The 15430-nt window shown below is 54.4% G+C and carries 8 protein-coding genes; 7 read left to right on the top strand and 1 reads right to left on the bottom strand.

Features of this window, described 5'->3' with window-relative positions; all coding sequences use genetic code 11:
• Positions 1 to 11: 11 nt before the first annotated feature.
• Positions 12 to 4469, bottom strand: coding sequence for a glutamate synthase large subunit (gltB, locus tag G5179_RS13085; protein ID WP_421258515.1), 4458 nt, complete (start codon positions 4467 to 4469; stop codon positions 12 to 14).
• A 611-nt stretch (positions 4470 to 5080) separates the two neighbouring features.
• On the opposite strand from gltB, the gene G5179_RS13090 reads away from it, so the two are divergent.
• The 7 genes from G5179_RS13090 to G5179_RS13120 all read left to right on the top strand — a co-directional run.
• Positions 5081 to 6010 (top strand): TIGR01212 family radical SAM protein, encoded by a 930-nt coding sequence (locus G5179_RS13090; protein ID WP_266135585.1) that lies wholly within the window; start codon positions 5081 to 5083, stop codon positions 6008 to 6010.
• 351 nt (positions 6011 to 6361) lie between these two features.
• The gene (locus tag G5179_RS13095; protein ID WP_421258516.1) at positions 6362 to 8506 is read left to right on the top strand and encodes a type I secretion system permease/ATPase; all 2145 of its coding nucleotides are present in this window, start codon (positions 6362 to 6364) and stop codon (positions 8504 to 8506) included.
• A complete protein-coding gene (locus G5179_RS13100) occupies positions 8499 to 9932 on the top strand; it encodes an HlyD family type I secretion periplasmic adaptor subunit (RefSeq protein WP_421258517.1) in 1434 nt (477 codons plus the stop codon). Before G5179_RS13095 ends, G5179_RS13100 begins: the two co-directional genes overlap by 8 nt.
• A 37-nt stretch (positions 9933 to 9969) precedes the next feature.
• Positions 9970 to 11295 carry a TolC family outer membrane protein gene (locus G5179_RS13105; RefSeq protein ID WP_216953335.1) on the top strand — a complete coding sequence of 442 codons (1326 nt, stop codon included), beginning with the start codon at positions 9970 to 9972 and terminating at the stop codon, positions 11293 to 11295.
• Positions 11296 to 11433: 138 nt separating this feature from the next.
• Complete coding sequence (locus G5179_RS13110; RefSeq protein WP_254204305.1) at positions 11434 to 12186, top strand: transglutaminase-like cysteine peptidase; 753 nt, start codon at positions 11434 to 11436, stop codon at positions 12184 to 12186.
• Positions 12187 to 12189: 3 nt separating this feature from the next.
• Complete coding sequence (locus G5179_RS13115) at positions 12190 to 14115, top strand: EAL domain-containing protein (protein ID WP_216953336.1); 1926 nt, start codon at positions 12190 to 12192, stop codon at positions 14113 to 14115.
• Between the two features lie 269 nt (positions 14116 to 14384).
• Positions 14385 to 15430 (top strand): retention module-containing protein (locus G5179_RS13120; protein WP_421258518.1); only part of this gene is annotated, 1046 nt, incomplete at its 3' end.

Raw genomic sequence — 15430 nt, forward strand, 5'->3', positions numbered from 1 at the left:
GGGTTCCCTCCTTATTGCGCCTGGATTCTGAGTTCTGCACTGGAACGGCTGGTGTGACCCAGCAGCGATTTCACGTCGCTGGACTTGGGTTTGATCAGCCTGAACTTGGGCACATAGGAGTCGAAGTTGGCCAGGATCTCCTCGGCGCGCGAGCTGCCGGTCTCATTGAGGTGCGCCGTGATGATGCCGCGCAGGTGCTCCTGATGGATGGCGAGATCCGCCACGTCCAGCAGTTCCACCAGCTCGGGGTTGGTGCGCTTGGCGAAGTTGCCGCACTCGTCGAGCACGTAGGCAAAGCCGCCGGTCATGCCCGCCGCGAAGTTGACGCCGGTCTGACCGAGCACGGTGACGATGCCGCCGGTCATATATTCACAGCCGTTGTCGCCAATCCCCTCGACCACCGCGAGCGCACCTGAGTTGCGCACCGCGAAACGCTCGCCAGCAGTGCCTGCGGCGTAGAGTTTGCCGCCGGTGGCGCCGTAGAGGCAGGTGTTACCGATGATGGCTGCTTCGTGGGATTTGAACGCCACACCGACATGGGGTTTGATCACCAGCTTGCCGCCGGTCATCCCCTTGCCCACATAGTCGTTGGCGTCACCGGTGAGGATCATCTCAAGGCCGCCAGCGTTCCAGACGCCGAAGCTCTGGCCTGCGGTGCCGTTGAAGTGCACCTTGACCGGATCCGCCGCCATACCCTGGTTGCCGTGCCGCTTGACGATCTCGCCCGAGAGACGCGCGCCCACCGAGCGGTCGGTGTTGCGAATGTCGTAGCGGAACTCGCCGCCGCTTGAGGTTTCCACCGCTTCCAGCAGATCTTCCACCATCTTGAGGTTGAGCGGCCCCTTGTCGAAGGTGGGGTTGTGCTGCTGACTGAACAGGCTGGAGCCTGCCGGTGCTACCGGACGGGCCAGAATGCCGGAGAGATCCAGCTTGGCCTGACGGGCGGTGAGGCCGGGCAGGGCTTCCAGCAGATCGGTGCGGCCAATCAGGTCGGTCAGCTGGGTGACGCCGAGCTGAGCCATCAGCTCGCGGGTCTCCTCGGCGATGAACTTGAAGTAGTTCATCACCATCTCCGGCAGGCCGGTGAAGTGCTCGCGACGCAGCTTCTCATCCTGAGTGGCAACGCCGGTGGCGCAGTTGTTCAGGTGGCAAATACGCAGGTATTTGCAACCGAGTGCCACCATGGGGCCGGTGCCAAAACCGAAGCTCTCGGCGCCGAGGATGGCCGCCTTGATGATGTCGAGGCCGGTTTTGAGACCGCCATCCACCTGCAGTCGTACCTTGTGGCGCAGACCGTTGGCGACCAGCGCCTGTTGGGTTTCAGCCAGACCCAGCTCCCACGGGGAGCCGGCATATTTGACCGAGGTGAGGGGGCTCGCGCCAGTGCCACCGTCATAACCGGAGATGGTGATGAAGTCGGCATAGGCCTTGGCCACGCCGCAGGCAATGGTGCCAACGCCGGGTTCGGAGACCAGTTTCACCGACACCAGACAGCTTGGGTTGATCTGCTTGATGTCGAAGATGAGCTGGGCCAGATCCTCGATGGAGTAGATATCGTGGTGCGGCGGCGGTGAGATCAGGGTCACGCCGGGCACGGAATAGCGCAGCTGGGCGATTTGGGCGGTGACCTTGTCACCGGGCAGCTGGCCCCCTTCGCCGGGCTTGGCCCCCTGAGCCACCTTGATCTGCACTACATCGGCGTTCATCAGGTAGTGGGGGGTGACGCCAAAGCGGCCGGAAGCCACCTGCTTGATGCGGGAGTTCTTCTCGGTACCGAAGCGCTTGGGATCTTCGCCACCTTCGCCGGAGTTGCTCTGACCACCGAGGCGGTTCATGGCAACAGCCAGTGCCTCGTGGGCCTCAGGGCCGAGGGCGCCGATGGACATGGCCGCGGAGTCGAAGCGGGGGAACAGCTTGTCGGCTGGCTCAACCTGATCCAGTGCGACCGGATTGTCGACCTTCTTCAGGGCCAACAGGTCACGCAAGGTAGAGACCGGGCGTTCGTTGACCAGACGGGCGTACTCCTTGTAATCGGCATAGTTGCCGGAGCGCACCGCGGTTTGCAGGGTCTGCACCACATCCGGGTTGTAGGTGTGGTACTCGCCGCCGTGAACGAACTTGAGCAGGCCGCCATGGGGGAGGGGCTTGCGCACCAGCCAGGCCTGACGGGCCAGATTGTGCTGATCCTGCTGGATGTCGGCAAAATCGGCACCCTGAATACGGCTCGATACGCCGCGGAAGCAGGTATCGACCACCGATTTGGCCAGACCCACCGCTTCAAACAGTTGGGAGCAGCGGTAGCTGGCGACGGTGCTGATGCCCATCTTGGACATCACCTTGTAGAGCCCCTTGTTGATGCCGTTGCGGTAGTTGACCATGGCCTGGCGCAGGGGCATGGCGAGCACCCCCTCTTCAACCTGCTTGGCCAGGGTTTCGTAGGCCAGATAGGGGTAGATGGCGGTCGCGCCAAAGCCCAGCAGCACCGAGAAGTGGTGCGGGTCGCGGCAACTTGCAGTTTCCACCAGAATGTTGGCGTCGCAGCGCAGGTTGTTGTCCACCAGGGTGCGCTGCACTGCACCCACCGCCATGGCGGCCGGGATCGGCAGGGTGTCGGCGCTGATGTCGCGGTCCGACAGCACCAGCAGCACGGTGCCACTCTTGGCAGCAGTTTTTGCCTCCTCGCAGATACGCACGATGGCTGCTTCCAGTCCCTCTTCGGGCTTGAAGTTGAGGCTGATCACCTGATGACGGTAGTACTCACCTTCCAGTGCCAGCAGCTGGTGGAAGTCGGAGTAGAGCAGGATCGGCGACTGGAACAGCACCCGGTGGGCGTGGCCGAAGGTCTCGTTGAAGACGTTCTGCTCGCGACCGATACAGGTGGCCAGCGACATGACGTGGTTTTCCCGCAGCGGATCGATGGGCGGGTTGGTCACCTGGGCAAACATCTGGCGGAAGTAGTCATAGAGGGTACGCTGGCCGGAGGAGAGCACCGCCATCGGGGTGTCATCCCCCATGGAACCCACCGCTTCCTGACCGTTTTCACCGAGAACCCGGATGATCTGATCCAGCTCCTCGAAGGAGTAGCCAAACAGCTTCTGATAGGTTTTCAGCTGCTCATCGGAGAACTCGCGGCTACCGGTCTGGCTGTCGTCCATCTGCTCGAAGGGGACCAAGCGGCGGCAATGTTTGTCCATCCACTGCTTGTAGGTGTGGCGGTTTTTGAGATCGTCATCGATCTCGAAGCTGGTCCACACCTTGCCGTTGCTGGTATCCACAACGAACAGCTCACCCGGGCCCACCCGGCCCTTCTCCAGCACTTCGTCCGGGGTGTAGTCCCAGGTACCGACTTCTGAGGCGAGGGTGATGAACTTGTCCTTGGTGATGACGTAGCGGGCCGGACGCAGACCGTTGCGATCAAGTGCGCAGGTGGCGTAGCGACCGTCGGTCATGACGATACCGGCGGGGCCATCCCACGGCTCCATGTGCATGGAGTTGAAGTCGTAGAAGGCGCGCAGGTCGTCATCCATGTTCGGGTGCTTTTGCCATGCAGGCGGGATCAACAGGCGCATGGCACGGAACAGGTCCATACCACCGGCGAGGAAGAGATCCAGCATGTTGTCGAGGCTGGAGGAATCCGACCCCGTGGTGTTGACGAAGGGGGCCGCTTCCTGCAAATCGGGAATGAGCGGGGTGGCAAACTTGTAGCTGCGCGCCTTGGCCCACTGGCGGTTGCCGGCGATGGTGTTGATCTCGCCGTTGTGGGCCAGATAGCGAAACGGCTGGGCCAGCGGCCAGCGCGGGCTGGTGTTGGTGGAGAAACGCTGGTGGAAGACGCAGATGGCCGCCTGCATACGGATGTCGGCGAGATCCAGATAGAAGCGCGGCAAGTCCACCGGCATGCACAGCCCTTTATAGACGGTGACCAGGTTGGAGAGGCTGACCACGTAGAAGTAGTCGTCGTTGACGCGCTTTTCGATGCGGCGACGCACGATATAGAGACGGCGCTCGAGATCCTTGTCGACCCAGCCGGGCGGGGCGTTGACAAAGACCTGTTCAATGCTGGGCAGGGAGGCTTTGGCGATGGTACCCAGTACGTTGGTATCGACGGGCACCTTGCGCCAGCCGACCAGACTCAGGGTCTCTTTTTCCAGCTCTTCGTCTATGATGTCGCGGGTCTGCTGGGCCAATACGGGGTCAGGGTTGAGAAACAGCATGCCGACCGCATAGTTGCGGCCAAGGTGCCATCCCTTCTCCTCGGCGACAGCTCTGAAGAAGCTGTCCGGTTTTTGCAGCAGCAGACCGCAACCATCGCCGGTCTTGCCATCGGCGGAGATCCCGCCGCGGTGCTGCATGCGAGCCAATGCTGACATCGCGAGACGGACAAGCTTGTGGCTGGCTTCCCCTTCCATGTGGGCCAACAGGCCGAAGCCACAGTTATCCCTCTCCAGCTTTGGATCATATAGTGACATTGCATTTCTCCCTTGCTCGGCCTTGTATCGCACAGTCATCACCTGACTGCATAAATTGCGATTGGCTCTTGTGGTTCCGTCTGCCTGACGTGGCGAATCTCCAAACTAATGGGATTTTCTGGCGAGGTCAATCGTAGGTCAGGTTTGTCTTCATAGTTACATTCGCATAACAAAATGTCGGATTGGGGGGATTTGCTCGCAGTTATGAAGTGTTTATTCTGTTTTGTTTTATTTTGTTGGTTAAATATATCGCCATTGACGGGCTCAATGGTGCGCTCGGCGACGATGGGCGAATGTAGTAATTTTACCAACCCTATGCTACCGAGAGCGGAAGTGATCACATTTTCAATATCCCATGCTTGCAATTGTGTGCTGTCGGGTCTCTTTGAATTTTTCATTGTTCAACAGTGGGTTATCAGGTCTCATTTTCATATGGATGTTTACTGTTTGAATCGTCAAAGAACTGTAAAAATCCTTTTTTTGCGCTTTTTCTCTATATTTATTCAAAATTGGTCGGGTATTTATATGTTTTACCCTCTCCGCTAGCTTGATCCAGCTCAGCCCCTGTTTTGCGCAAGCTCGTACAATGGCGCTCCTTTAGCGGAGGTGTCATGCAGTTACACGAACTCGTCAATACATTCGGTCAGGATCTCAAGCAGCGTCATGGTCAGAAGATCCACAAACTCTCCATCCACGGGGCCTTCACCTGCCCGAACCGTGACGGCACCCTGGGCCGTGGTGGCTGCACCTTCTGCAACGTTTCCTCTTTTGCCGACGAGTCGGCCCAACAACTCTCAGTGGTGCAACAACTGCTGGCTCGCCGGGACGAAGTCACCCGTGCCAAGCGCTATCTTGCCTACTTTCAGGCCTATACCAGTACCTATGCCGAGGTCGAATATCTGCAGCGGATGTATGAAGAGGCGCTGTCGGTGAGCGATATGGTGGGGCTCTGTGTGGGCACTCGCCCCGATTGCGTGCCGGATGCGGTGCTGGATCTGTTGGCGGGCTATCAGGCCCGGGGTTACGAGGTATGGCTGGAGCTCGGGCTGCAAAGTGCCAACGACAAGACCCTGCAGCGGATCAACCGCGGCCACGGTTATGCCGCCTATGAGGATGCGGTAAGACGTGCCCATCAGCGCGGCATCAAGGTATGTGCTCATCTGATCGTCGGCCTGCCTGGCGAAGTGCCGATGGACAGCCTCGATACCCTGCATCGTATCGTTGAGACCGGCGTGGAGGGGATCAAGCTGCATCCGCTTCATGTGGTTGAAGGCAGTACTCTCGGCAAGGCGTGGCAGGCGGGGCGGCTTGAGGTATTGACGCTGGAGCAGTATGTGGAAGCCGCTGTCGCCATGATCCAGCACACGCCGCCCGAGGTGGTGTATCACCGGATTTCGGCCTCCGCGCGCCGCCCAACCCTGCTTGCTCCCGCCTGGTGCGAGAATCGCTGGACTGCGATGGCGGACATTGCACGAGCACTCTCCTTGAGTGGCCCTCAGGGTCATGCACTGGGAAGACCCTTCATACTTCCTGACCTATAATTGAGTTCGTAATTATTATTTTCACGTAAAACATAGGGTTATATAAAAAGTTCATACCATAAACTATAGTTTTGGTACCTGCAGGTTGATATAGTGATGCGCCACAATAAATGCCATTATCAATTAACACCTCCATTTACCTGAGGGAGGCGTCGGCATGATGCTCACAGGCTGGTTTTACCAATCATCATGCAAGGAAAATTGGTGGTGAGTGTCACGATGTATCCGGATAGGTTTATTCCCTGATCAGGCTCATCTGTGGGAGGGGGCTCGTTTTTAGAGTCGCTATAGCAGGAAAATATGAGTGATACCCCTCTCGTATCGACCTTATTAATGCAGTGACGGGATGCTATGCAAGCAGAAACAAGTCGTATCGATGAGTTATTGGAGTGTCTGGTCTTCTTGACCCGCTTTTATGGTGTGCCCAACAGCCAGGATGCCCTGACGACCGGGTTGCCACTGGTCTCCGGACGACTGACTACAGCACTCTTTTGTCGTGCTGCCGAGCGGGGCGGGCTATCTGCCCGTGAAGTGATCCAGCCGCTTGATCAGATCTCTCCCTTGCTGCTGCCCTGCGTATTGCAGATGCGTAACGGTGGCGCCTGTATTTTGCTGGAGTGGAACGAAGATCGCAGCCAGGGGAAAGTGATTTTCCCGCAGGCAGGTGATGCCGCCCAATGGCTGACTGCTGCCCAGCTGGGTGATGAGTATTTGGGGCGTCTTTTTTACGTTAAGAAGCAGTTCAAATTTGACGAGCGCTCTCCCAAGGTGCTGGAGACCCGTGATGGCCACTGGTTCTGGAGCACTTTGTTTGAATCTCGCGGAATCTATCGCGATGTGCTGATCGCCTCCATTCTGATCAACCTGTTTGCCATCGCCAGCCCCCTCTTTACCATGAACGTCTATGACAAGATTGTGCCCAATCTGGCATTTGATTCGCTCTGGGTGCTGGCGGTCGGGGCCATGGTGGTCTTTACCTTCGATTTTGTGATGCGGCAGTTGCGCAGTTACTTTATCGATATCGCTGGCAAAAAGTCTGATGTGCTGCTGTCCGCCAAGATTTTCGCCAAGGTGATGGGCATGCGGATGGAGTCTCGTCCCGCTTCCACCGGCGCTTTCGCCAAACATCTGCAGGAATTTGAATCGGTGCGGGAGTTTTTCACTTCCGCGACGGTTTCTACTCTTATCGATCTGCCTTTTGCCGTCTTCTTCCTTTTTATTATCTGGATGTTTGCCGGTGTGATGGTGGTGGTCCCCATCGTCGCCATGCTGATCCTGATCGCCTACAGCTTCTATATTCAAGAGCCGCTCAAAAAGTCCATCGAAGAGGGTTCCCGGCTGGCCTCTCAGAAAAATGCCAACCTGATCGAAAGTATTTCCGGGCTGGAAACGGTCAAAATTTTTGGCGCCGAGAGTCTGTTCCAGCACCGTTGGGAGCAGGCTGTTTCCCATATTTCCACCTGGGGTGTACAAACACGGCGAATTACCAACTCCATGTCGTCACTGGCCAGTTATATCCAGCAGGTGGTGACGGTCGGTCTGGTGATTGTCGGTGTTTACCAGATCTCCGAAGGCTTAGTCACCATGGGGGGGATGATTGCTGCCGTGATGCTCTCCAGCCGTGCCATTGCGCCCATGGTGCAACTCTCAGTGTTGTCGACCCGTTATAACCAGGCCAAGTCTGCACTGGATATTCTGGAAAAAATCATGCAAACCCCGGGTGAGCAGGAGGAAGGCAAGCAATATATCCATCATCCGGTGATTGCCGGTCGAATTGAATTCGAAAATGTTTCGTTCAAATATCCAGGAATGGAAACCAGCACCCTGCACCATATCAATTTGCGTATTCAGCCGGGTGAAAAGGTGGCAATTATCGGCCGGATTGGGGCGGGTAAAACGACCCTCGAGAAGTTGTTGATGGGGCTGTATCGGCCGACTGACGGTTCGGTCCGGATCGATGGTTTCGAAATAGACCAGTTGCCTCCCTCGGTGATTCGTCGCAATATCGGTTGTGTTCCCCAAGATGTCATTCTCTTTTTTGGTTCGGTGCGAGACAACATCATGCTGGGTAATCCGCTGGTGGATGACGTGAGAGTCTTGCGTGCTGCCAAGCGGGCGGGCGTCACCAATTTTACCAACCGTGATCCCAACGGATTGGATCGGCAGATAGGTGAGGGTGGCCGTCAGCTTTCCGGTGGCCAGCGTCAGTCGATCCTGCTGGCACGCGCCCTGCTCAATGATCCCCCCATTCTGGTGATGGATGAGCCTACCTCCAACATGGACAACCAGTCCGAGATGCAGGTCAAACAGGAGCTCGCCAGACTGGGCCCGGAAACCACCTTGATCCTCATCACCCACAAGACCTCAATGCTGGATGTGGCCTCGCGAGTTATCGTCATCGAGCAGGGACAGATTGTGGCAGATGGTCCCAAAGAGATGGTGTTGCAGCAGTTGAAGGAAGGCAAGGTGCGCGTGCAGGAGGTGTCCCATGGTTAAGGGGCTCATGAACTGGTTAAAACGCAGCAAAAATGCGCCTTCCGGTGATGTATTGCCGGCACCCGAGCATCTGGAGTTTGTCGATGACGGCGCGGCAGCTGTGTTGCTTACTACCCCAACCGGTGCCCGCATCCTGTTATGGTGCTGTTTCCTCTTTTTCATGAGTGCCATCGTCTGGGCTGCCTGGGCCGAGCTGGATGAAGTCACCGTGGGTCAGGGCAAGGTGATCCCATCCCGCCAACTACAGGTGATCCAGAATCTGGAAGGGGGGATAGTCAAAGAGATCTTCGTCAAAGAGGGGGATGTCGTCGAGAAGGGACAGCCGCTGCTGCGCATCGATGACACCCGTTTCCGCTCCGATTTTCGAGAGCGTGAGCAGGAGCTGGTCACTCTGAAAGGAGATATTGCACGGTTACGGGCCGAAATGGCCAGTGTTGAGGTTAAAAATGATCCCGCACTGGGGTGGCGTGAACAGGTAGTGGTGGGAGAAGCGCCAATTCAGTTCCCGGATGGCTATGAAACCGTCTTTCCCGAATATGCCAACCGTGAACGCTCGGTACAACGGGATCGCCTTAATAACCTGAAGAACCAGCTCTATATTCTTGGTCAACAGATCGAGCAGAAAGAGCAGGAACTGATTGAACTGAATGCCAAAATTCGCACAGTAAATCGCAGTGTGGATCTGGCCAGACAAGAGCTCAATATTAGCCGTCCACTGGCAAAAGAGGGTGTGGTGCCTCAAGTGGAGCTAATTAAGCTGGAGCGGCAGGTCAACGAGATGCAGGGGGAGCTGGAGAGCAACCGTCTGCTGATACCAAAACTCAATTCGGTGTTGCGTGAGACTATTTCCAAGCGCAATGACATAGCGCTGAAATTCCGTGCTGACTCCCAGACGGAACTGAATGAGAAGCAGGGGCGACTTGGCCAGTTGTCAGAAGGGCAGGTTGGCTTGCGAGATAGGGTTGATCGGACCAGCGTGATTGCTCCGCTCAAGGGCACCATCAAGAAACTCAAGATCAACACCCTGGGCGGCGTGGTGCAGCCCGGCATGGATTTGATGGAGATAGTGCCGCTGGAGGACACCTTGTTGGTTGAAGCCAAGGTGTCGCCGAAAGATATCGCCTTCCTGCGACCGGGGCTGGATGCCATCGTCAAGATCACTGCCTACGACTTTACAATCTATGGAGGATTGCATGGCAAGGTTGAACAGATAAGTGCGGACTCGATCCAGGATGAGGAGGGGAACTCCTTTTATCTGGTTCGGGTGCGTACCGAGAAGAGTTACTTGGGCGATGAGCTTAACGCACTTCCCATCATCCCCGGTATGTTAGCCAGTGCTGATATCATTACTGGTAAAAAAAGTGTCCTAGACTATTTACTTAAGCCGATTTTACGGGCTAAGCAGTCGGCACTGAGAGAACGATAAGCCAACAATCTAAAAACAAAACATGACTGGAGATAACATGAAAAAAACGATTGTTGCCATGCTGGTCAGTGGCATCACCCTGATCCCTAGTTTGGGTCAGGCCCAGACTCTGGAAGAGTCGGTGGCACAGACACTCGCTACGCATCCCAAGATCAAGGAAGCGTTTGATCTCTACCAGGCACGCCTCTATCAGCATGATGGCGCCAAGGGTGGCTATTATCCTACGATCGATCTGCGTGGCGGCGTAGGCTATGAAAAGACTGACAGCCCTTCTACCCGGGCTGCTGGTTCAAACAGCAATATTGATGACTCCATGACTCGCAAAGAGGCTGGACTCAGTTTGCGGCAGATGTTGTTTGATGGTTTTGATGTCAGCAACAACGTCTCCCGAACTGAAGCTGAAGCCAACGCCCAGCGTCTGGCGATGATCTCCGAAGCAGAGAATACCGCGCTGCGAGTGGCTGAGGTCTACCTCAATATGCTGCGCCAGCAGGAGATCCTGGAACTCTCCAAACAGAACCTGGAAACCCACGAACAGATCCGTAGCGACATTCAGAAACGGACTGATTCAGGGCTTGGTTCTACTGCTGATCAGACCCAGATTGATGGTCGTGTTGCCAGGGCCTACGCCAACCAAGCCGCCGCTGAAAACAACTACCGTGATGCGGAAAGCGAGTTTATTCGGGTGGTTAACGAGGTACCAAAAGATCTCGTTCAACCGGTACCTAATGCCGAGTTGGTCCCGGCTAGTCTCGATACTGCCCTGAAAACGGCGACAGAAGTTCACCCGACCCTGCTCTCATCCCTGCAAGATATTGAAGCGGCCAAGTATCAGCATGAAGGTGCCAAATCCGGTTTCTACCCTAACGTCACTTTTGAAGTGGACCAAAACTGGAATGAGGATATTGATGCCGTTAAAGGTCGCAATGACGATCTGACAGCTATGGTGCGGATGCGTTACAACCTGTTCCGAGGTGGTTCTGACGTAGCCGAGAGCAATGCAACTTCGGCACTGTACTCTCAGGCGAAAGACATTCATCTGAATGCATTTCGTCAGGTAGAAGAGGGAACCCGTTTGGCATGGAATGCGAAAGAGTCGCTGGCCAAACAGAAAACCTTCCTTAAAGAGCATGTGGATGCAAGCTACGATACCGTTCAGGCATACAAGAAGCAGTTTGGCTTGGGTCAGCGAACCTTGCTGGATGTATTGAACACCGAAAACGAATTGTTCGAAGCGCGTCGCAGTTATATCACTGCTGAGTATGATGCATTGCTGGCGGACTATCGCATCCTCAATGCGACTGGAAGTCTGCTCAACGCATTTAGCGTCAAGCAACCCGCTGAATGGCAGCCCAGGCAATAACCGTTTGCCAATGATCCCGCCGGGATGATGATGAACGCCAACATGGTGACTGCAGCTGGCAGTCACCATGTTTGGCTAAAGCAGGTGGTTGCGCGGTTTTTGAGGAGTGCAGAAGCAATCATGCAGCAGGCATATGACGTGACACTCCAGCGTGGTACCGGAGGCAGATGGTATGATCTCCTCAATAAATGGAGATACCGATCTCTACGTACTCTGCGCCACTCCTTATGGATCCTGCTGTTACCCTTCTCACTTTTGCTCTGTGCCAGCCAGCCTCTGCCACAGGAAGACCTCAACTTGATCAAGCGGGCGGAGCAGACCTATGGCGCCAGAGCTGGCAAGCGTGTAACCAGTTGGCGCATGCTGGTGATGGAAACGAAGGGAAAGGCACTGAGCGAGACGAAAAAGCTCGAAAGAGTGAACAACTTTTTTAATCAAATGCGCTTTGTTGATGACATCAAGTTGTGGCGCAAGAAAGATTACTGGGCAACCCCGCTCGAGTTTCTGGGAGCTGCCGGAGGAGATTGCGAAGATTTCAGTATTGCCAAATATTCCACACTACTGGAATTGGGGATCCCGGATGAAAAAATGCGGATGGTTTATGTCAAGGCCCTTGATTACAACCAGTTCCACATGGTGGTGGCATATTATGAGACCCCCTCTTCTGTTCCGGTTATTTTGGATAATTTGATAGGCTCTATTCGACCTGCTACCCAACGGCGAGATTTGGTACCTATCTATAGTTTTAACGGTAGTCACTTGTGGTTGATGAAGGCGCGAGGCCAAGGGGAGCTGGCTGGCCAATCATCTCGCTTGGGATTATGGAATGATTTACGCAATCGCATGACATCGGGGCGATTGGCTAGGCCTGTGGTGAATTTGGATGATTAACCTATGACGCTTTATAGACAGTTATTGGCCACCATGTTGCTGTTGTTTGGACTGTTGTTTGCAGCTACGTATTGGGTGCAATTCAATTCGACACGAACTTATCTGGCACAACAGCAGGAGACAACGGTAATCAACACCGCTACGTCACTGGGACTGGCATTAACTCCTTATCTTGAAAATGGCGACAAGGTGGGAGCTGAGTCGGTGATTAAGGCCATATTTGATGGTGGTTATTACCGTATGGTTCGTCTTGACCTGCTTGCGTCGAAAGATGTGATTGAAGAAGAAAACAGCAGCCGTATTCAAGGTGTACCTGACTGGTTTATTGAACTTGGCTTGTTTCCGGAAGTATCCAATGAGTCAATTCTGACGTCTGGCTGGCTGCAACTTGGCAAGCTCAAGGTGGTGGGCCACCCAGGACAAGCCTATCACGAACTGTGGGCAGGGATGAGCGAACTGGCGACCTGGTTTGTGATTGGATTTTTGGTAACCACGATCTTGCTTATGCGTGCACTTAATTTCCTGTTAAAACCGCTCAAGCAGATTTGTGAGCAGGCCGTCGAGATTGAATTGCATCATTTTGGGCATACCATTCCAGAGCCCAAGACCTATGAATTGAAGCAGGTTGTACAAGCGATCAACATCTTATCCGGAAAGTTGGCGGTGCAATTCAAAGAGCAGGCCGACGAGGCGGAGAAACTGCGTGAACGAGTTTATGTGGATGCCGTTTCTGGCTTGGGTAATCGAGCCTATTTTGTTGGTCAGGTTAATGCCTGGATTGCAGAATCTGGCCAAGGGGGCATCATGTTGGTTGCGGTAGATATGCTCGATGATATCTACCGTGATGAAGGTTTTGCTGCCCGTGATAATATGGTCAAATCTATAGCACAAATCTTACGCGAACAGCTTAAGGGATGGGATGGTGCAGCTGTGGCGCGAATATCAGCGACCGAATATGCTCTGCTCTGCCCGACAGATGATTTGGGTCAGCTTAAGGAGTTGGCAGAAATTATCAATTCTCGTATTGCTGATCTGGTCGTGAACCCAATGGCGGAGGGTAATCCTCTCTCCGTCATTGGTATTGCAGGCCGTGATGGTAATGATGATCTCTCAGTCCTGTTGACTAAAGCGGATAATGCACTCGGCAAGGCGCGTAATGAACGCCGTGGTGCTGTTGTCATGGAAGGGGGAGCCGAGCAGGGGTTGATGGGGCGCTTGGCATGGCGTGATTTGGTTCAGGATGCTATTTCGCATCACCTCTGGCGATTCAAGGCTCAGCCAGCTTGCCGATTTGATAACGGGGCCAGGTTGCATGCCGAGTTGTTTGCATCTATCTCTCGCGATGGCACGGACTATTTTGCCGGTCAGTTTTTGCCTGCCATCGAACAGTTCAAATTGGGGGGCGATTTTGATCAGGCAATACTTGATGCATGTGTTCCCTTACTGCACAAACAAGCGGATCTAGTGCTGGCAATTAATATAACGGCAGGTTCGCTTTGTTCGGATGAGTTTTTGACCTGGCTGACGCACTATCTGGTCGAACATGGCGAATTGAAAGAACGGCTGTTATTCGAGATACCCGAGGCAGCCATTATGAAGCACAAAGATCATGTGGCCGCTTTGGTAGGCGCATTGCAGGTCCATGGTTTCCAGTGGGGGGTTGACCACTACGGCCGTCACTTCCAGTCACTGGGCTATCTGGAGGAGTTAGCGCCTGCCTATGTCAAGGTGGATCACGGTTATACCAGTCAGGTCATGGAGCCGGGTGCTGACACCTCATTCTTGGCTGCAGTGTGCCGAGCTGCGCACAATGCCGGTGTGACCACCATTGCAACCCGCGTCGAAGATCAACATCAAGTGGAACTGCTTTCCAAGTTGCATATCGATGGTTATCAGGGATTTGTGCATCCTGCTTTCCCCTTGTCTTGATTGATATGTGCACTGTAGAAATGGCCCCGAATGGGGTCATTTTTTATATCAATACAATATATTTTTTGATTTTTTTATTATCAAATTAATATGGGTGTTATTTGGTTCCATTTGTATCGTTATGATTTTGATGAAGAAAAAATAACCTTTCGATTTTATTCTCTATATCGGTTTGAGGGCAGTCAAACCTATAGATTATTGCAACGGAAAAGCACGTTATCTCCCTCTACGGTGTAGACATCAAGATCTGTCACGTTGGAGCAATGGATATGCGTACCCAAATCATCGACAAGTCCGTGGTTGTCTCAGCTATCGAAGGGAATGTGGAGATTGTGCTGGCTGATGGCAGCAGTCGCCCCCTGCAAAAGGGGGAAATACTCCAGCCCGGTGCCAAATTGACCATAGCGGATGATGCCAAGCTTGTTCTTTCCCCCTATGACGATACACCAGCGCAGAATGTACCCACCGGTTCCGAATTAGCAGAACCGGGACAACCGCAAGGTGGTGCCAGCACGGAGGGCGCTCCTTCTGACATTGCTGCATTGCAAGAGTCAATTTTGCAAGGCGTTGACCCGACGCAAAACTTTGAGGCTTCAGCAGCAGGTGGTGCACCTGCTGCCGGTGGTGGCGGTGGTATTGGCGGGGTAGCAGGAGCAAGCGGCAATGGTGGCTTTGTCACCATTGATAGAACCGGTGATGCGACCATTGCCGAGGCCGGTTTTGATACCAATTATCAGGCTGAACCCATTATCAACACTGAGCAAGCGGCTGAACCACTGTTAGAACCGGAGCCACTAACTAATCTCTTGTTGGATGAGAGTGAAGTATCTTCGATGGATGAAGATAACCCTGTCAGTGGTGATCTTTTGGCCAACAGCTCCAACCCGGATGGTCCCTTGGCTCAATCCATCATCAGCTATAGCTGGGGTAGTAATATTGATGTTCCCGCAGGTGTTACATCGACCCTTACTGGCATTGGTACGCTGATCATCAACAGTGATGGCTCTTTCACCTTTACCCCCGCTCCTGACTATTCTGGTGCAGTTCCTACAGTGAGTTATCTGGTCACCGATAGTTCTGATGTTGTTACTTCGACCTTGACACTGATAGTGACGCCACAAGGTGACATCGACTTCAACGTCGAGGCGCTGAATGCGGGTGCGACCGAAACGGATGGCACGGTACAGGTGCTGCTGACCAACACGGTGAGTATCAGCGATGGTGACGGGTCAGAGACCTGGACCAGCCTGGTGTATACCTTCAACAATTTGCCTGCGAATACCACTGCAGTGGGTGGCACCCTGGTGGGTAATGT

Source organism: Aeromonas sp. 600886 (genome assembly GCF_049174935.1).
In the GTDB taxonomy this organism is placed as follows: domain Bacteria; phylum Pseudomonadota; class Gammaproteobacteria; order Enterobacterales; family Aeromonadaceae; genus Aeromonas; species Aeromonas veronii_A.